Origin of the sequence: Veillonella parvula, assembly GCF_001553335.1 — a bacterium.
Lineage (GTDB): Bacteria > Bacillota > Negativicutes > Veillonellales > Veillonellaceae > Veillonella > Veillonella parvula_S.
On sequence record NZ_KQ960784.1, the window covers coordinates 1 to 19,165 of the forward strand.

Below are 19,165 nucleotides of genomic sequence, written 5' to 3' on the forward strand. Positions count from 1 at the left end.
CGGTTTCGTACGTTCAAATTTTTCTTTTGCCATTAGGATTATATCCTCCTTCACAAAAACAAATTACATTCTAGTATTAATATAATATATTAACCCTAATTTATCAATGGAATATAAGATTTCCTTACCTATTATTATACCATATATACAAAGTCTTAGAATAGCATGTCATATGTAAAGAAATAAAAAAATCCCCACCAAGGTGAGGTTTAATGGTGGCGGCACACGGATTTGAACCGCGGACACACCGGGTATGAACCGATTGCTCTAGCCAACTGAGCTATGCCGCCATGTATGGAGCTAGTGACCGGGATTGAACCGGTGACCTTATCCTTACCAAGGATACGCTCTGCCGACTGAGCTACACCAGCACAATGAACGATCATTTCACTGTGGTTTTTATGGTTGCGGGGACAGGACTTGAACCTGCGACCTTCGGGTTATGAGCCCGACGAGCTACCAACTGCTCCACCCCGCTATGAATGGTGGAGGGAGAAGGATTCGAACCTTCGAAGTCGAAGACGGCAGATTTACAGTCTGCTCCCTTTGGCCGCTCGGGAATCCCTCCATAAATAAAATGGAGCTGGCGATAGGAATTGAACCCACAACCTGCTGATTACAAGTCAGCTGCTCTACCTATTGAGCTACGCCAGCATCATTACGACAAGATGAATTGTATCACCTAGCACACTAAGTGTCAAGAACCTTTTAAAAACTTTTTTGAAGTTTTTCGTTCACTGTGGTCACCCTTAGTGCTTAATCATAATAACATGAAACGATACCCTATGCAAGTATTTTGTCAAAAAAAATTTATATTTTATCAATCCTCTATAAAATGCCTTGTTTTCAGAATATATCTAGCAATCAACTTTTATTTACTAGTATATTCTTTATATACCTTTACATAGTTGCATTCCTTGCTAGTCCATACTTACTACCATCCATATTTCAGGTTTAGTAGAATCAAATAATAGGAAGTTACAGAACTATATTTTTACCTAATAACTGTAATTATATAACTAAAAAAGGAGATAGACCGCTATCTCCTTCTATACATTTATAGTTTTTTCTATATTCAACCAATATGTTCAAACATACCTTTAGTCGATTGCAATAACATGATCTGGATGTGCAATACTAACTACAGCATGTTTAGGATTATTGTTATGTTCTAAGTACAACTGGTCCCCTTCAATATGTCCACGCCAGCCAACGACAATAGGATACTTCTTACTAATAGTTTTTAACAACTCAAATGGTTTTAGATTTAAGATAGGTGCAAAGAATACATTAATACCATCTAGCAGAACTACTTCCGTATCGCTACGGCTAAGAGCACGGCAAATAACTTCTTCCGCTAATTGAGGCCGTTCATCACGAGGCACGAGCAAAAACTCTTCCTCGATGAGTTGCTTAGCTTCCAAGTATTTCCAGCCCTTCTGCTCAGACAGTTCACGAATTAGCAAACTTTTACCAGAACCTGGACCACCAACGATAAACAATATACGTTCATCATCACCTTGAATCTTTTCCCAACGTTCTTTTACATCTTGTACAGTAACCATACCCTTTGCCTCCTCGCTGTGACCTATCCTATTTTACAGGACGGTCAGATAACATAACGGATTTGATATATTGGTTTTTATCATCTAGGGCAAACTGTAAATAAGAGTTGCTTGCCGCTGGATTTTTATATTCATATACGGTAGACGTCCCCGCCTTTGTTGTAGATTCAACAATACGAGTTGGCATACCATACACAAAGAGCAATAAATATTTGGTATCACCCATTGCGATTCCACGACGTGTAGGCGTATACACATTTAATAATACGCGATTGATAAGATCTTTTTTATCTACACTCACACCGTATTCATTATAGCCAATAAAAGTGGAACCAAACAATATGCCTTGATGTTTCCAATCATTATTAGGATCATTAACAAAATGGTCATTCAACTTGAACCCACGCAATACAAAATCATCAGCCGTAAGTGTACCAGCTTCAAAATCATACACTTCAGCTTTCGGCAATCCAAATCTAGGCCATACTTGTCCACTAATAATATCTACAGCCTCTATATTGCTTTGTTTAATGGTGAAAGCAATATATTCTTTTTGCTGACCAAGCATAGATTGTTGTTGGCTATTACTATTTGTATTCTCTACGGGACTCTTAAATTCCTTTTTTTGAGGCAATGAATTTTCGGAATGACCCTCATAAAGGAAAATATATGTCTCATTTTTCTTATCACGCCACATCGCATTAGGACTGCCATAGGCAAATATCAATTCCATCCGTGTGCTACCAGGACCAATGTCACGTACTGTATTAGCGCCTTTTTTCGTACTATGAATATTTGTAATAGTATTTGGTTCAAAGAAGTAAGTCGCCCCTTGACCGCGCAATTGATTGTTAACCAACAATTCTTGAGCAGGTCCAGTATATACAGTTACTGCTACATCTTTCATGTAATACGTAGTAAAGTTATCACGTACCTCAGTTTTTTCTACATCTTTTGGAACTTCAAACTGATCTCCCAATCGGTATGTGCCGATAGCATAGTCATCCTGAGAACCTAAAGGCGGTAAACTGTTTGCCGTATAAGACTTACCAATATCAGCTAAATTATTCTGAGTGATACTCGGCAAAGGACCTTCGTTCTCACTAGCCGCTTGCCAGAATTGTATAGAATCACCAAATTCAGTTACAGCCATTTGCTCTGCGAGCCATCCGGTTTTAGAACCTTCCTGTTTCGTTTTTGGATCCAGCTTAACAACTCTAACTGGTGCATTATCAAGGTAAGACAAGCTATCAACCTCACCAGTTTCATCTACACTACCATCATTGCTCGCATTAGCGGAATCTTGAGCTACAACGTTAGTGTCATCAGTAGTTTCTACTGCAACTGGATTAACAGTGGAAATGGCAGGCTCTGCTGCATAACTGATTGTAGTAGCACACAAGCCCACAAGGAGGGCCGCTACAATACGGCTCTTCATAGAATAGTTCATCGATTATTCTCCAACTGTGCACGCAACCAATTCAACCATGGTTCAAGACCGTTGTGGGCCGTGCAACTTACTTCAAAAATTTCTCCATTTGGATTTAAATTACGGATATCTTGTATTGCCTGCTCCTTTTTGAAAGGCACATAGGGCAATAAATCAATCTTGTTAATAAGGATGGCCTTAGACTCTTTAAAGATTAACGGATACTTAAGGGGCTTATCTTCACCTTCGGTAACAGATAAAACCGTTACTTTCATGCTTTCACCAATCTCAAATTCCGCAGGACACACTAAATTGCCTACATTTTCGATAATAATCATATCGAGGTCATCAAGATTCAGATCACCTAAGGCATCTTGAATCATCTGTGCATCGAGATGGCACCCACCAACCGTATTAATCTGGATAACAGGCACACCCAACTCATGAATGCGCTTGGCATCCTTTGCCGTAAATAAATCGCCTTCAATAACGGCTAAGCGATACTCCTTTTTTAAATCTTGTAGGGTTGCCTCCAAAAGGGAAGTCTTACCTGCCCCAGGTGAACCTAACAGATTAAATACAAATATATTCTTTTCCTTAAACAACTGTTGTAAAGCCTCTGCAATAGCATCGTTTTTTGCCAGTACATTAGTTTTAACTTGAACTTGCATGCCCTAACCTTTCTATCAATCGATATCCATAGAGGTCACTTGTAACTCACGACCGCCTATAGTTTGTACGAAATGGCTGTCACAATAAGGACAAATAAACGTATAATTTTTTACAGAAAATATTTTATCACAATCTAAACACTTTCCTTCAATAGGAATAGTATTGATTTCTATGCGTGAGCCTTCCGCAGGGGTTCCCTTTGTAATGGCTTCCCAACAAAATAACAATGAATCAGGTTCTACCCCACTCATTAACCCTAAGTCTAGTTGAATAGAATGAATGACTGTCGCATCGTGTTGACGTAAGGTATCGAGCGCTACATCAAGAATACCTTCTGCTATAGACATCTCATGCATGGTATGCCTCGTATACCGCTTCTAGCATCATTGTCGTTGTTACGGATCCAACACCTCCTGGTACAGGAGTAATGGCAGATGCAATATCTTTTACCGCATCATAATCAACATCACCTACAGTTTTGCCGTCCAGTTCATTAATACCTACATCAATAACAACAGCACCAGGCTTAATCATATTAGCAGTAATCATATGAGCACGACCAGCCGCAGCAATAATAATATCACCACGTTTTACTTGCTCTACTAGATCAGAAGTTCTAGAATGGCACATTGTAACAGTACCATGTGCAGCGAGTGCCATAAGCGCTACAGGTTTACCGATAACTTGGCTACGACCGACTACAACCACATGTTTTCCTTCTAAAGGAATATTATAGTGATTTAAAATAGCCATACAAGCCTTAGCCGTACAAGGAGCAAAGCCACCCTTACCAGCTGTTACTAAACCGATGTTATATGTTGTAAGACCATCAATATCTTTTTTAGGATCTAACATATCGATAAGAGCTTCTGTATCAATGTGTTTAGGCATTGGCATTAGCGGTAAAATTCCATGAATAGATGGATCAGTATTTAATTCATGCAACGCCGCTACTACTTCATCTTGCGTTGCCGTTTCAGGCAATTGCTTTAGCACAAAACCATAGCCAAAATTTTTAGCTGTTTTTTCCATAAATGTAGCATACATATGAGCGCCGTGGTCTTCACCTACAAGTAACACTGCCATAGTAATCACAGAGTTGCCTACTGCTGCAACTTTTTCTTGTAAAATCGCCTTGTGGGCATCTGCTACCGCTTTCCCTCGTAATTCGATCATAAGTATCTCCATTCATTCAAACTATTTATAAAAAAGGTGCCTCCTGAGAGGCACCAAAGTCTCTTATTCTATTATATAACGAACTGTCTATAATTTCTAATTATCTACTAAAGTGAACGGTAATTGCCGTCCCGGGTTGAACAGTAGTGCCCCCACTTTCATCTTGAGAAACGGCAATACCCGTTCCATCTGGCTTAAACGCAAGCCCCGCCTTATGTAACCAATCACGTACCTCACCATAGGTGAAGCCCGTAAAATTAGGTAATGTTACGGAACCATCACCAAAAAGATGTGGCTCTGGTAATGTATTGCTAGGTTTAACAGCTACAGGAGTACTATCTTTAACATATGGGCTCAATTGGTAGTACCGTACAAGTTGAGACACGATATCTTTAAATACTGGCGCTGCAATTTGGCCCCCATAAATAGACCCTTTTTGAGGATCGTCAATGGCTACAAGGACCACAAATTTTGGATCCTCTACAGGGCCAAAGCCGATAAAGGAGGCAATGTATTGACCATCTAAATAGCCCCCACGTTTAGTGTCTAGTTTTTCTGCGGTACCAGTTTTACCACCGAAGTGGTAGCCTTCCACCATCGCTTTGTTACCACCGCCTTCAGACACCTCTTTTTCCAAGATATCTACAATAGTTTTTGCTGTTTCCTCTGGCACTGGTTGACCTACTACAGTATTTTCAGTAGTGCTTGTTACTTCCCCTTGAGCATTGCTATAAGACTTGATAATATGCGGACGCATCATAGCGCCCCCATTAGAAAGAGCACCAAAGGCACGTACCATTTGTAATGGCGTAACCGCAATACCTTGACCGATAGACATAGTCGCTACATCCAACTTGCTCATATCTTCTGGATTATACAGAATACCTGCCCCTTCACCAGGCAATTCAATGCCTGTTTCAGAGCCAAAACCATAATCGCGTACATATTTAGAAAGGATATCTGCTCCAGTTGTTGTACCAATTTCTGCCATACCTGTATTGATAGAATACTTCAAGATATCTAGCAATCGAACTGGTCCATAACCTTCACCATTCCAGTTTCTCATCACATGACCATTCGCTACAAAGGCCCCTTTATCATTGTACACTGTTTCTAATTTCCACTTTCCTGATGCAAGAGCTGCAGATGCAACGATTGGTTTGAATGTAGAACCTGGTTCGTATAAGTTAGTAACAGCAATATTTTTGAAAGCCTCTTCTCCACTTTGGTTATAATTGTTAGGATCATAGCTTGGACGATTTGCCATCGCAAGAATTTCACCAGTCTTAGGATCCATAACGATAACGCTAGCATGTTTAGCCCCTGTATCAGCCATCGCCTTATCAAGCGCACGTTCTGCAATAAATTGGATGGTCGCATCGATTGTTAATGTTACGCTTTTACCCTTATCAGGTAAGAACTTGGACAAAACGGAACCAAAGATAGCATTACCTTTGTTATCGGTAGCAACGATTTCTTGCTGTACACCACCCTTTAACTCTTCATCAAGGACCATTTCGAGACCATCAAGGCCTTTATCATCGGTGCCTACAAACCCCAGTATTTGAGCCGCTAGTACACCATTTGGGTAATAACGTTTGGACTCTTCCACAAAGTTAAGGCCTGCAATATTATTATCCTTAATAACTTGTGCCACCGCCTTAGACTTGTCCGCATCCATCATGCGATTAATCCATACGAAGGCAGAATCCTCTTGTAGAGCTTTCACAATATTTTCTTTTGACATGGTTACATATGGCGAAATGAGTTCCGCAATCTCTTGGGAAGACTGTTTAATCATCTTAGGGTCCGCATACAAAGATTTTGTAACCACACTCATCGCCAAAGGCTTACCATTACGGTCATAGATCGTACCGCGCGGTGATTGTAATTTTCTATCTACTTGAACCTGTAATAAATTTTTCTTCTCCAGGTCAAATGTATCAAAGACCTGCAACTGTGCCAAACGCCCTATGAGGACAAAGGCAACAGTCATGAGAATGGCAAGACACCAAGTAGTACGACTCCAACCACTCATGCGTCGCAACGCTTTATTTAGTAAATTCATCATTTCTCCAATGGACGGCGTAACTTATGGTCTAATGCGTCATATAGCGCATCTGGTTTATTAGGAATAACCCCATTTTGTACCTGACCTAATAAATACTGCAATCCTTCCCCTACTTGTTTCCCAGCGAGCTTAATCACTCGTTCGTCATAATTTAAGTCCTTGGTATGTACAGGCATCTCTAAACTAAGATCTGCCATACATTCTCCAAAGGCTAATGTTCCGTCTGTAGACGAGTAAGGTTTCCCACAACCTAATACATCGGCAGCACAAACCTTAGCTAATTGCTCCCATGCAGTGCGCATAATTTGGCTATCTCGGAATTCACCACTACGGGCTTCCTTGCGAAGCCATTTTTTCTCATTTGCATCGCCATTTTGTACAAAATAGTGAAAGCGCATGTGGTTTTTCACAATCCACGCCACGCGTTTTACAAAGGCCTTCGGATATCCTAGTCGGGTTAATAACGTTTCTGCCATCTCCGCTCCTAGTGTATCATGCCCACGATCCGTAAGGCGTCCATTGATAACAGCACGTACCGCTGGCATTCCCTTTGCCACATCATGTAATAAGGCACCCCAACGCAACACCAAATCCGGCTCCGTATGGGACACAACGGCTAATGTATGGTACCAACCATCGAATTCGTGAAAGTCCTTTTCTTGGGGCAAATTCACGAGATGATATAGTTCAGGCAAAATGGGAACCTCCCGAGCCGTACCATTTTCTACAACACGACAAGAGCATTCTGCCAAGCGGGATTGAACAAGGACATCAAGGCCTTTAGCCACCGCAGGCTCTAACATGAGACGATTAATCTCATTTCGTACACGTTCTAAAGACAAACCAGGTACGCGATGAAAAGCCTTAGGCATAGCCTCTAATAGATCTTTACTCGGCAAGAAATCCAACTTCGCCACAAAGCGGCACGCCCTAAATAATCGCAATGCATCTTCTTCAAAACGTTCCTGCGCATTACCAATGGTGCGTAACGTTTTATGTTTGATATCACGTCGTCCACCTACAAGGTCTATAACCTCACCGTAACGATTCATAGCCATGCCGTTAACAGTAAAATCACGACGCAACACATCTTCTTCTAATGTATCCGCATAGGTAATTTCTTCGGGACGATGGCTATCCGCTCCATATCGCTCCGTCCTATATGTAGCAATTTCGTATTGCTTGCCCTCTAATGTAGCCACCACTACACCAAAAGATTTGCCTACGAGGTCTGTCGTTTGAATATCATGTCCACGTAATACCTCAATTACCGTATCGGGACGTGCAGATGTCACAATATCAAAGTCATGTGGCTTTTGATGCATTAAAATATCGCGCACAGCGCCGCCTATGATATAAGCTTCATGGCCGGCTTCTTCTAATACGGTCAATATTCGATTTGCTTGTTCCATCATACACGCTCCTTTCTGAACTAGTCTAATCTTTATTTTACTACAAATGAAAGCATGAAAAAAGTGCAATCCTTATAAGGATTGCACTCGTTCTGCAATAGCTGTACCTGTCGGTGTCACCGCAAGACCGCCATCACTTGTTTCACGCAATGCTGCCGGCATAGCACGGCCTATATTATTCATCGCTTCAATGACTTCATCTGGTGGAATTTGGCTTTCAATATTCATTAACGCCATTTCAGATGCAGTAATAGCATGGACTGCATAAAAGCCATTACGCTTAACACATGGCACCTCTACGAGCCCTGCTACCGGATCACAAGCAAGCCCCAATAGATTTTTCATGCACAATGCGATAGCATGACCTACTTGACGTGGTGAACCGCCCATCATTTCGACAATCGCTCCTGCTGCCATACACGCAGCCGTACCAATTTCCGCTTGGCAACCGCCAACAGCACCAGCAACACAAGCGCGATTTGCTACTACATTACCAATACCGGACGCAGCTAAGAAGCCTTTTACAACTGTGGCTCTATCTAATTGGTAGTGGTCCGCTACGGCTTTCACAGCACCAGGCATAACACCACAAGAGCCAGCCGTAGGACAAGCAACAATACGGAACATCTTTGCATTTGCCTCATTTACAGCAATAGCATACGTCATTGCCTTATACGCAATATCGCTCATAAAACGAGGTGTTTGCCCATTAAGCTGTGCCGCTTGACCACCGGACATACCAGAAGCCGTTTTCTCCGCATAAGCTATGCCATCTTGAATGGAGCTTTCAAAAATATCTAAGCGCTTCTCTATTTCACTAACAACCGCCGCTTCATTACGATCATAATTTTCTAATTCATAACGCAAAACTACTTCGCCAAAGGAGATATTATTTTCCTCACCTAGGCGAATAATATCTGCAATTGTATCATATGCATAACTCATCATTCGCCCTCCTATAATGCTTCAAAGGTCATAACATCTTGAATGCCTGGACATTCGCGCATAAACTGAACCGTAATAGGATTTACCACTGTATCCGTAGTAATAACCATGACTGCATCCTTATGCTTGCCCTTACGGAATACACGCATCGTAGCGATGTTAATATCGGACTCGCTCAATGCTTGGCTCACAAGAGAAATCGCACCAGGTCTATCCTCATGGAACACAACGAGCGTAAACTCATCTCCTGTAATGGACATATCATTTCCATCTACTTCGGTAATCATAATCTGGCCACCGCCGAGAGAGCGACCAATAACAGTCATATGACGATTATGTTCATCATACATATCAAAACGCACCACATTCGGATGCCCTACATCAAGAGGAGACTCAATAAAAGAAAACTCCATCCCCTCTTTTTTCGCTAATTCATGGGCAACTCGGATGTTCGCATCATCCTCTTTATAACCTAATAAGCCGCCAATCAAAGCACGATCCGTACCATGCCCTTTATAAGTTTTTGCAAAAGATCCATATAATGTTAAATCTACCTTTTTAGGAGTAGCACGAAAAATACACCGCGCCATCTTGCCTAGTCGCGCAGCACCCGCTGTATGCGAACTAGACGGACCAATCATAATAGGCCCTATAATATCAAAAATACTGTTCATACATACCTCTATATACACATAAACCATGTGAAAAAATCCTATTTCACCTATAGTATAGCAACCAATATCGAGCCTTGTCTATATGCACATTAGAGGCATATTTGTTTGTCTACAGAGGACTACTATTCTTGTGAAAGCTGTTCTAAAACTTTGTATATTGATGGGACGCATCCATATACAAAGTTATAAAAAGGAAAGACTATACTTATACAGCGACATCTCCCCCTCACCTCACTATTCTGATGAAAGCTATTTTATGAGTTTGTATATTGATGGGACTTATATTTCAGAAACGTTTTACTAATGGGCATAACCTATTGAGGGCCGACTTACGCTGAGTATGGAGGCATGAGATAGGTTATGCCCATTAGTAATCTAGTTGTCGCAATACTGTCAGGCCCCATCAATATACAAACGCTCGATAGATAGCTTTCACAAAAATAGTAAAAAAACGCACCTAAGGATAACCCTAGGTGCGTTATTTATAACAACAGTCCTAAATCATAAAAGAGAGGGGACGTAGGACTGTAGTTAACAGATTAATAGATCCTATTAGCCCAAGATAGCTTTCATGTCAGCTTCTGGAGTTGTAATTGGATGTAATTGGAATTTTTCTACCAAAATGTTCAATACATTGCTGGAGAAGAATTTAGGCAAGGAAGGTCCGATGTAAATGTTACGGATACCCAATGCTAACAATGTTAACAAGATACATACCGCTTTTTGTTCGTACCAGGACAATACCAATGTCAATGGCAAGTCGTTTACATCACATTCAAATGCACCAGCTAAAGCTACTGCTACTTGAATAGCGGAGTAAGCATCGTTACATTGACCCATATCAAGGATACGAGGGATACCACCGATTTCGCCGATGTTCATGTCGTTGAAACGGAATTTACCACAAGCCAATGTCAATACTACAGTATCATTTGGAGTTTGTTTAACGAATTCAGTGTAGTAGTTACGGCCTACTTTAGCACCGTCACAACCACCTACCAAGAAGAAGTGTTTGATTGCGCCAGCTTTTACAGCATCAATTACTTTATCAGCAATACCCAATACTGTACCATGACCGAAACCAGTAGTTACTTCATGCCCACCGTTGATACCAGTGAATTCTTGAGCTTCTTTGTAGCCGCCCAATTCGATAGCACGGTTGATAACTGCGGAGAAGTCTTTAGTACCATCTTCTTTTTCTTCGATATGTGCACAACCATCGAAACCTACCATATCTGTAGTGAAGATATTTGCTTTGTAGTTTTCTTTTGGTGGCATAATGCAGTTTGTAGTGAACAAGAATGCGCCAGGAACATCAACAAATTCTTTTTGTTGGTTTTGCCATGCTGTACCGAAGTTACCTTTCAATTGAGGATGTTTCTTCAATTCAGGATAAGCGTGGCAAGGCAACATTTCACCATGAGTATAGATATTTACACCTTTACCATCAGTTTGTTCCAATAATTGTTTCAAGTCATGAAGGTCATGACCAGTTACAACGATGAAAGGACCTGGTTCTACAGTCAAAGGAACTGTAGTTGGTACAGGTGTACCATATGTTTCAGTATTAGCTTTATCAAGAACAGCCATACATTTCAAGTTAATTTGACCAAATTCCATCAAAAGATCAAGCCATTCTTCAGCGCTGTGATCTTTAGCGAATTCTACCATGCCTTTAACGAACCAAGCGTCAACATCAGCATCGTGGAAGCCAAGGCGAGCAGCATGCCATGCGTACGCAGCCATACCACGCATACCTAACAATAATGTGGAGCGAAGGGATACGATGTCTTCTTCACCTTTCCACAATTGTTCCCAATCAAAGTTTTGTTGAGCGCTATCCACTTTTGCATGGTAAGCATTTACTTCGTCAATGAATTCTTGAACGCGGTCTTCAGAGAAGTTTACGTTTGTTACACACATGAACAAACCGCGCATAATATAATCGATACCTTCTTTAGTATGACCCTTTACGTCTAAAGCGCGAGCCAAGCCAACTAAGGCAGCAGTTAATTCGTCTTGTAAGTTAGCAACTGGTGCAGTTTTACCACATACACCTTGTACAGTACAGCCACCTGGTGCTGCAGATTGTTCGCATTGATAACAGAACATGCTCATTTGAAAATCCTCCTTTGCGAGACTTCCTCGCAGTCAAGCTAGATAATATAAAACCTATACATTACACTGATGTTTTATCAGTTGTCTGATTGATTACATTTGAAAGTATAACGTAAAGATGATACAATTTCTGTAGCTTGAGCAACAAATAAAAACTTTTTCAAAAATTTTCCTGACTCCCCTTATGGAACAGGTAGACCATTCGGTCTTATACTTTTATTATACAATAATCATTTTTAATTGCTATAGACTTTATCACACCGGAGGTGCCTATGAAACAAATACTTTCAAACGATATCATTAATCAATATATACCCACCCTCGTGAAATGTCCTTTATTCAATACATTAGGAGAGCCAGAGCTACATGGCTATTTAAATAATGCCAAAGTTATCATCCACAGTTACAAAAAAAACGATTTTATAGCCCTCGCTGGCGATCCTATGGAGGGTATCGGCGTCATCCTTGAGGGCAGCGCTTTACTAACTCGTGAAAATGTAATGGGCCAACGGGTTATTATGGCAAACTTAGAGCAATCAGATATTTTCGGAGAAGCACTACTATTTAGTAAACAGCCTTTATGGCCTGCTACCATTAAGGCAACAAAAGCAACTAAAATTATGTTTATTCCGCTTGAAACCTTTATTAAAACATTGCCGGATTGTCATCAATGCCAAACTAAAATCCTATCTAATCTATTAGAAGATTTATCTGAAAAAGCAATTCTATTAACCAGAAAAGTCCACTACCTCACATTAAAAGGGATGCGCGAAAAGATTTTTGCGTACTTAACAGATATTTATAAACGTCAGCATTCTAACACAATTCAATTACCCCACAACCGCGAGCAAATGGCTGAGGTACTCAATGTATCTCGCACAGCCCTTAGCCGTGAACTAGGACGCCTTCGCGATGAAGGTCTCATTGATATTACAGGGCGTACCGTAACAATTAAAAACATTGAAGACATTGAAGAATTCGGCTTTAACACCTTTTAATACTTAATGGCTATTAAATTTAACAAACTAAAAAGTCTCTCAAGATTATCTTGAGAGACTTTTTTATTACTCGACTCATAAAGTATATAACGGTTTTAAGTATATACCCATATTAATAACTATATTATATAATTTTTCAAACTATATAGTGCTTAAAATTATACATTAAAACCAATGAGACAAATCAAATTCTTCACCAATGGTTGCTTTCACATGAGCACGGCCTAAGTAAAGGCCTAACAATGTTAAGCTAATTTTAGACATTGACGTGCTATCAAAGACATCAGCTAAGTCCAATAGAACCGGTGAAATATCATCCATAATATCACGCGCCTCTTGGCCCCTGAAAGCAGTAGGTTTGCTCTTCATCAGAGCTAAAAGATCACGTTGAACCATAGCATTAAAAATTCGTGTTTGTCTAAAGAATTGTGGTGCCAAAGACTCATCTACCAAGGCTAATTTATAAAGATTGGAGTTCAAGCTACGCACCACATAACGTGGATCTACACCATGACCATCTGTAGCACGGAAGAGTTCTTCCTTAGAAAAACCACGATAGTTAAATACAAACGGATATGAATTAGACAACACTTGGCATAAAGTGATAGGCTCTTGTTCTTCTTGTGTACAGCGTAAGTAGTCTAGCTGGCGATAGAAGGAATCATTTCGAGGCAAATCAGAGATGAATGGCTCAATATATTTTTCCACATAATGTTGGAAGTGAATCAATCCATAGTTATTAGAATTTCTAGAATATTGTAACAATAATGTTAAGGCCATAACTTGGAAGTGACCTAATGTTAAATGAGGTAATACACGTAATGCATCAAAAGCTACGAGGTATGGCGTACTAGATTTAGGAGATTGAACCACATCTAGAAAAGCACCTAACGCAGCGGACTTCATCCACTCTGTATTTGTAGCGGCATATGCCTTTTGCATACTCATCAACGCTTCTTGAATAACAATATTCTCTAGTAATGCATTCACTTCAACAATTTTTGTAATATTGAGAGCCGCTAAAGCATCTCTTGTAATAGATTCTACATAGTGTTGCGTATCACCATGTAACACCCCAAAGGAATGAACAAATGGTGCTATAGCCAACTCAACGCATTTATCCTCATGCGCCGCTTTTGCCCATTGGCCATGCGGTTTCTCCTCTTCAGTTAAACTTGTTGCCGCCAATTGTGCTTCAATTTCAGAAGCATCAAACAAACGCGTTTCATCTAATACCGATGGGCCTTCCGCGGTTTGTATTTCGTTCGCACCACCTATCATCTGCGTAGCATCTATGCTATCCGCTTCATCAGCTTCAAAGGCTTCCACAGATTCACCCATAGCAATTGTATCTTCAACAGAGTTTGCGTTATTGAGAAGTTCATCTGTAACAACATCGAGGACAATAGTTTTATCCACCAACGGAGTAACACCTTGATTAGCTTGATTAGCTTGCTTAAGATCTGATACGGCTGTCATCACAATGGTTTCATCCCCTATTGGTGTGCCATTATTCGAACCTATTGGTGTTCCATTATCCGAACCTAATGCTAACGCATATTCTCCCTCTGAAACATGACTTGAATTAGACTTTAGAGTACTTCTTCTATTATAAGAGGTATCTATAGGATCAACCAGAGATTCAGCCGGTTCTCGCTCTTCACCGACCACCGTTTCAACTGTATCCGGAATTGATGCAGTATATACATTAGTCCCACTCGTATGTGTGATTGTTATATTGCCCTCTTGCGACTCCGTTGCAAATATAACATCATTATGCGCTTTAGGATTATTTTTATTACTTATGTTTTTATAGGATTTTTCTTTTGCCTTACTTTCACCATCACCACCGCTAAATACAGCATAGCAAACAGCAAAGAATCCCAATGCCACGACGGCTAATACAAAATACGGTATTAGGTTTGACATACTATCCCCCTACATCAATGCTTCATTATATGCAGCACGCTCACCGCCAATGCTCTTCGGACGAACACGACAAGCGGTCACATGTGCTTTCCCAATTTCTTTCACACAAAGACGTACAGGCACTGCAACGTGTTTCATGTGCATACCAATGAAAGTATCTCCAATATCGATGCCTACATCAGCTTGAATAAATTCAACCATCACAGGATCATCAAAATGTTCGTACGCCATCACAGCTAGGGCACCACCCGCATGACGTTGAGGGACAACATTAACTTCCTCCTCCCATGTCATAGCGCTACGGTCCATAACAAGTGCACGATTAATATGTTCACAACATTGAATCGCCAAGTTAAGTCCTTTAGCCTTAACAGCATTGTATATTTCATCAAATACGACCTGAGCCACATCAAGGTGAGAGTCAGTGCCGATTTTTTTACCTACAATTTCGCTAGTGGAACAGCCAACAACGAATAATTGACCTTCGCGAACCTTTGCTAAATCAAGTAATTCAGCCATCGCGTTGCGAGTTGACTGACGAATAGTTTCTACAGAAGTCATGTTATCGCCTCACTCAAATTGAATGTATAAAATCTATATGTATATTATCATAAAACCGACAGAATCGGTAGACTAAACTCTACACGTAACGGATGAACATCTTATGATTATGGCTTAACAACAAAAAGAGGCTTGCTTTAGCAAGCCTCTTTCAATCACTCAATGGTGATATTAGATTTTTCTGTAAGGTTTTTGGCCTAATTCGTAGAAGTTATTACCTTCAGTATCGCCAACTACGATGCAAGGGAAATCTTCAACAGTCAATTCAGCCAAAGCTTCTGGTCCAAGTTCACCATAAGCAAGTACTTCATATTTTTTGATGGATTTTGCAATCAATGCTGCCGCGCCACCAACTGCTGCGAAGTATGTGCAACCATTTTTCTTCATGGATTCAACTACTTCTGGTTTACGGGAACCTTTACCAATCATGCCTTTGATACCTTGATCAAGCATTGTTGGTGTGTAAGCATCCATACGACCGGAAGTTGTAGGACCAGCGGAACCAATTGGATCACCAGGTTTTGCAGGTGTTGGTCCAAGATAATAAACAAACTTATTTGTCCAGTCGATTGGCAATTTTTCACCACGCGCTAAAGCTTCAGTCATAACTTTATGAGCAGCGTCACGAGCGGAGTAAATTTTACCAGTAATAAGAACGCTATCACCAACTTTTAATTTGCGGGAAAACTCTTCATTATATTCTTCAGTATTAATGCGAATTGATTCAGCCATTGTTTTTACCTCCTATCGATTAAAGTACTACGTGAGCATGACGAGCAGCATGGCACATGATAGTAACTGCAACAGGAAGACCTGCGATGTGAGTTGCACCCCATTCGATGTTTACACCGATACAAGTTGTAGTGCCACCCAATTGTGGTCCAATACCAGTTTTGTTAACCATTTCCATGATTTCTTCTTCTAATTTTGCATAATCTGCATCTTTATGAGGTACACTAATGTCACGAAGCAACGCTTTTTTGGACATAACAGCTGCTTGGTCCATAGTACCGCCAATACCAATGCCGAGTACGATTGGAGGGCATGGGTTAGGGCCTGCATGTTTTACGATTTCAAGGACTGCATTTTTAACGCCTTCCACACCATCAGCAGGTACGAGCATAGCTACATCGGATTTATTTTCAGAACCGAAACCTTTTAATTCTACTTGAATATCTACTTTATCGCCAGGAACGATTTCAGTGTAGATGATTGCAGGTGTGTTATTTTGTGTATTTTTACGGTTGAACAATGGTTCAGCTACAACGGATTTACGAAGATAACCTTCAACATAACCAGCTGCAACGCCAGCATTGATAGCTTCTGTAAGATCACCACCAACGAAATGAACATCTTGACCAACTTTTAAGAATACCATAGTCATACCAGTATCTTGGCAGTATGGACGATCTTCAGCATCGGCAATTTCTGCATTTTTAATAATTTGATCAAGAACGATACGACCTACTGAAGACTCTTCTGTTTCACGGCCTTTTTTCAAACCTTCATAGATGTCTTTTGGCAAGTGGTAAGCTGCGTCCATACACATTTGACGGACTGTTTTTGTGATTTCAGATACTTGAATCTCGCGCAAGATAATCCCTCCTCAGGAAAATAGTTGAATATTAATTCTAATACCGATGAGATAAAATAAAATTCTCAAACATATGAAAGCATATTTATCTCAAACCGATGAGATTAACTCTATACATAAATCGTAGCACACAATATAAGGGGATTCAACGCCTTACCTATACAGTTTTCTCAATGCTTTTTCAGTTTTTGAGAATTGTTTTCATGAATATTTTTGTATATATTTCGGTTTTTCAATAGCCTATATAGACTTTATTCTCCAGTCACTAAAAAAGCCCCATTTTGTGATAAAAGTCATAGTCTATCACATATCAATAAGATTTTAATATCTTACATTTTTACCTACTTTCTTATATATAAATTTGGTTTAAAATGAACCACAAACATAGACTATATCTAATAAGATAAATACACTTTTGTCTTAACTGATACTACTTTTCAACTAAATCTTTTAAACTTTTCTATAATGCATATGTATACCGATTATCTTCAATATACTTATATTGCTAACTCCCATTCATTTGGAGCCATACAATCACCTTAGAACGCAGTAAATATCTATAGTTAATAAGCTCTATAGATTTTATTAATTTTAATGACTCTCTCATCAAAATTATTGATAACTAATTTTATTTATAAAGTTATGTCTTTTAGTCATAATTGACAATATCTATTTTATAGTGTTCTAAAAAAAATGCTTGCTTTTATAATTAAACTAACATATAATAACAATCGTACCATTCCTCGATAGCTCAGTCGGTAGAGCAATCGGCTGTTAACCGATCGGTCGTAGGTTCGAGTCCTACTCGAGGAGCCATTTTGGCCCGTTGGTCAAGCGGTTAAGACACCGCCCTTTCACGGCGGTATCCCGGGTTCGATTCCCGGACGGGTCACCACATGGACGATTAGCTCAGCTGGGAGAGCGCCTGCCTTACAAGCAGGATGTCGGCAGTTCGATCCTGTCATCGTCCACCAGACTAAAGAAGCAAGCTATTAAGCTTGCTTCTTTTTTTTGTATATATGATATAATAATATAAATTGTATAATTTGTAATTTTAAAAGAGTTTTATTAAGAGGAGGAATTATGTTACATAACTTCGGACTCTATAAACGTCCACTACTTACAGTACTTGCTGTACTACTCACAACTGCATTTACAACAGCCAGTGCCGCTATGATCGATTTGAGTCAATTAACACCAAATACAACACAACCTGTAGCTCTTAGCACTATACAAAGTAGCACAAGTAATGAAGCTCCTACATTAGCCCCTGAAACGAATATGAAGCCTGTCATAAAAGTGGCTGCAACACCAACATCTACACCGATTTCTGGAGCTCCGGAAAAAGCCACAATTAATACTTCTAGTACAAGTCATGATGGCCACTTAGAAAACTTCCCTAGTCGCAAAGTAACTATTGTTGTACCTGCAAACTTGCGCAATGAAAACACAGCTCAATTTGGTCGCTACATGACAGATCGCTTATCAAATACACTTAAATATCCTTACTATAATACAACCATCGTAAGTACTAACACACCAACTGCAGAAATTAAAGCCACTGATCTTGCTCAAATTGCAGAGGCCCAAAATTCTGAAATCGTTATTATGCCTGTACCATTACAAGACGTATATGTACAAGTTAATACTATTAACAGCCCAGATCCATACAATAAGGATAATCATGAAATTTATATTGCCGCAAAGGTTAATGCCCTTTTATACTATTATGATGTAAACGATAAGATAATCCATACTGTTCGTACGGGCTTCAACCAAACTGATGACTCTTTGACTATGCCAACACATAAATCAGTTTGGAACAAAGTTATGACTATATTACTTGATAAATTACCATACAAACGAATTCCAACAGACCGTGACCGTTACCAAGCACCTGGTATCAATTCTGAGGCACCTGTTGTACTAGATTTTCAAGTAGAACAACCTAAGAATACTGCATACTCCTTAAAAGGTGTGAGCGTTTTATAATCAAAATTAGAAAGATAAAAAGGCTAGCC

General features: G+C 39.9%; 16 protein-coding genes and 8 tRNA genes. 5 read left to right on the forward strand and 19 right to left on the reverse strand.

Annotated elements, in window-relative coordinates:
- Nucleotides 1-213: 213 nt before the first annotated feature.
- The 15 genes from HMPREF1865_RS02010 to hcp all read right to left on the reverse strand — a co-directional run bounded on the left by HMPREF1865_RS02010 (nucleotide 214) and on the right by hcp (nucleotide 12,062).
- A tRNA-Met gene (locus tag HMPREF1865_RS02010) sits at nucleotides 214-290 on the reverse strand.
- A 5-nt stretch (nucleotides 291-295) separates the two neighbouring features.
- Nucleotides 296-371, reverse strand: a tRNA-Thr gene (locus HMPREF1865_RS02015).
- Nucleotides 372-402: 31 nt separating this feature from the next.
- Nucleotides 403-478 (reverse strand) — tRNA-Met (locus HMPREF1865_RS02020).
- A 5-nt stretch (nucleotides 479-483) separates the two neighbouring features.
- Nucleotides 484-568, reverse strand: a tRNA-Tyr gene (locus HMPREF1865_RS02025).
- Nucleotides 569-578: 10 nt separating this feature from the next.
- A tRNA-Thr gene (locus HMPREF1865_RS02030) sits at nucleotides 579-654 on the reverse strand.
- A 446-nt stretch (nucleotides 655-1,100) separates the two neighbouring features.
- On the reverse strand, nucleotides 1,101-1,565 hold the full coding sequence (gene brxF / locus HMPREF1865_RS02035; protein WP_004695092.1) for a BREX-3 system P-loop-containing protein BrxF: 465 nt from the start codon (nucleotides 1,563-1,565) through the stop codon (nucleotides 1,101-1,103).
- 28 nt (nucleotides 1,566-1,593) lie between these two features.
- The gene (locus HMPREF1865_RS02040; RefSeq protein ID WP_004695091.1) at nucleotides 1,594-3,015 is read right to left on the reverse strand and encodes a hypothetical protein; all 1,422 of its coding nucleotides are present in this window, start codon (nucleotides 3,013-3,015) and stop codon (nucleotides 1,594-1,596) included.
- Nucleotides 3,012-3,665 carry a hydrogenase nickel incorporation protein HypB gene (gene hypB / locus HMPREF1865_RS02045; RefSeq protein ID WP_060919012.1) on the reverse strand — a complete coding sequence of 218 codons (654 nt, stop codon included), beginning with the start codon at nucleotides 3,663-3,665 and terminating at the stop codon, nucleotides 3,012-3,014. The genes HMPREF1865_RS02040 and hypB overlap by 4 nt, the downstream gene beginning before the upstream one ends.
- 15 nt (nucleotides 3,666-3,680) lie before the next feature.
- A complete protein-coding gene (locus HMPREF1865_RS02050; RefSeq protein ID WP_008602471.1) occupies nucleotides 3,681-4,022 on the reverse strand; it encodes a hydrogenase maturation nickel metallochaperone HypA/HybF in 342 nt (113 codons plus the stop codon).
- On the reverse strand, nucleotides 4,015-4,842 hold the full coding sequence (locus HMPREF1865_RS02055) for a bifunctional 5,10-methylenetetrahydrofolate dehydrogenase/5,10-methenyltetrahydrofolate cyclohydrolase (RefSeq protein WP_004695088.1): 828 nt from the start codon (nucleotides 4,840-4,842) through the stop codon (nucleotides 4,015-4,017). The genes HMPREF1865_RS02050 and HMPREF1865_RS02055 overlap by 8 nt, the downstream gene beginning before the upstream one ends.
- A gap of 100 nt (nucleotides 4,843-4,942) precedes the next feature.
- Entirely contained in the window at nucleotides 4,943-6,910 is a 1,968-nt protein-coding gene (locus tag HMPREF1865_RS02060; protein WP_060919013.1) for a penicillin-binding transpeptidase domain-containing protein, read from the reverse strand.
- Nucleotides 6,910-8,328 carry a CCA tRNA nucleotidyltransferase gene (locus tag HMPREF1865_RS02065; protein WP_060919014.1) on the reverse strand — a complete coding sequence of 473 codons (1,419 nt, stop codon included), beginning with the start codon at nucleotides 8,326-8,328 and terminating at the stop codon, nucleotides 6,910-6,912. The genes HMPREF1865_RS02060 and HMPREF1865_RS02065 overlap by 1 nt, the downstream gene beginning before the upstream one ends.
- Nucleotides 8,329-8,397: 69 nt before the next feature.
- Entirely contained in the window at nucleotides 8,398-9,270 is an 873-nt protein-coding gene (gene sdaAA, locus HMPREF1865_RS02070) for an L-serine ammonia-lyase, iron-sulfur-dependent, subunit alpha (RefSeq protein WP_081094595.1), read from the reverse strand.
- 11 nt (nucleotides 9,271-9,281) lie between these two features.
- Nucleotides 9,282-9,944 (reverse strand): L-serine ammonia-lyase, iron-sulfur-dependent subunit beta, encoded by a 663-nt coding sequence (sdaAB, locus tag HMPREF1865_RS02075; protein WP_060919016.1) that lies wholly within the window; start codon nucleotides 9,942-9,944, stop codon nucleotides 9,282-9,284.
- 552 nt (nucleotides 9,945-10,496) lie between these two features.
- Nucleotides 10,497-12,062, reverse strand: coding sequence for a hydroxylamine reductase (hcp, locus tag HMPREF1865_RS02080; RefSeq protein WP_004695081.1), 1,566 nt, complete (start codon nucleotides 12,060-12,062; stop codon nucleotides 10,497-10,499).
- A gap of 272 nt (nucleotides 12,063-12,334) precedes the next feature.
- On the opposite strand from hcp, the gene HMPREF1865_RS02085 reads away from it, so the two are divergent.
- The gene (locus HMPREF1865_RS02085; RefSeq protein WP_060919017.1) at nucleotides 12,335-13,060 is read left to right on the forward strand and encodes a Crp/Fnr family transcriptional regulator; all 726 of its coding nucleotides are present in this window, start codon (nucleotides 12,335-12,337) and stop codon (nucleotides 13,058-13,060) included.
- A 165-nt stretch (nucleotides 13,061-13,225) separates the two neighbouring features.
- Here the strand turns inward: HMPREF1865_RS02085 and HMPREF1865_RS02090 are convergent, their stop codons facing one another.
- The 4 genes from HMPREF1865_RS02090 to HMPREF1865_RS02105 all read right to left on the reverse strand — a co-directional run bounded on the left by HMPREF1865_RS02090 (nucleotide 13,226) and on the right by HMPREF1865_RS02105 (nucleotide 17,144).
- Nucleotides 13,226-14,989, reverse strand: a complete 1,764-nt coding sequence (locus HMPREF1865_RS02090) for an LPO_1073/Vpar_1526 family protein (protein WP_060919018.1) — start codon at nucleotides 14,987-14,989, stop codon at nucleotides 13,226-13,228.
- Nucleotides 14,990-14,998: 9 nt separating this feature from the next.
- The gene (locus tag HMPREF1865_RS02095; protein ID WP_004695074.1) at nucleotides 14,999-15,550 is read right to left on the reverse strand and encodes a TIGR01440 family protein; all 552 of its coding nucleotides are present in this window, start codon (nucleotides 15,548-15,550) and stop codon (nucleotides 14,999-15,001) included.
- Between the two features lie 171 nt (nucleotides 15,551-15,721).
- Complete coding sequence (locus tag HMPREF1865_RS02100; RefSeq protein ID WP_004695073.1) at nucleotides 15,722-16,282, reverse strand: Fe-S-containing hydro-lyase; 561 nt, start codon at nucleotides 16,280-16,282, stop codon at nucleotides 15,722-15,724.
- A gap of 19 nt (nucleotides 16,283-16,301) precedes the next feature.
- Nucleotides 16,302-17,144 (reverse strand): fumarate hydratase, encoded by an 843-nt coding sequence (locus HMPREF1865_RS02105; RefSeq protein WP_004695072.1) that lies wholly within the window; start codon nucleotides 17,142-17,144, stop codon nucleotides 16,302-16,304.
- A gap of 740 nt (nucleotides 17,145-17,884) precedes the next feature.
- Between HMPREF1865_RS02105 and HMPREF1865_RS02110 the strand changes: the two genes are divergently transcribed.
- From HMPREF1865_RS02110 to HMPREF1865_RS02125, 4 genes are all read left to right on the forward strand, one after another.
- Nucleotides 17,885-17,960, forward strand: a tRNA-Asn gene (locus HMPREF1865_RS02110).
- A 4-nt stretch (nucleotides 17,961-17,964) separates the two neighbouring features.
- Nucleotides 17,965-18,039 (forward strand) — tRNA-Glu (locus HMPREF1865_RS02115).
- A 3-nt stretch (nucleotides 18,040-18,042) separates the two neighbouring features.
- A tRNA-Val gene (locus tag HMPREF1865_RS02120) sits at nucleotides 18,043-18,118 on the forward strand.
- 109 nt (nucleotides 18,119-18,227) lie between these two features.
- Entirely contained in the window at nucleotides 18,228-19,136 is a 909-nt protein-coding gene (locus HMPREF1865_RS02125; protein ID WP_060919019.1) for a hypothetical protein, read from the forward strand.
- Nucleotides 19,137-19,165 lie beyond the last annotated feature (29 nt).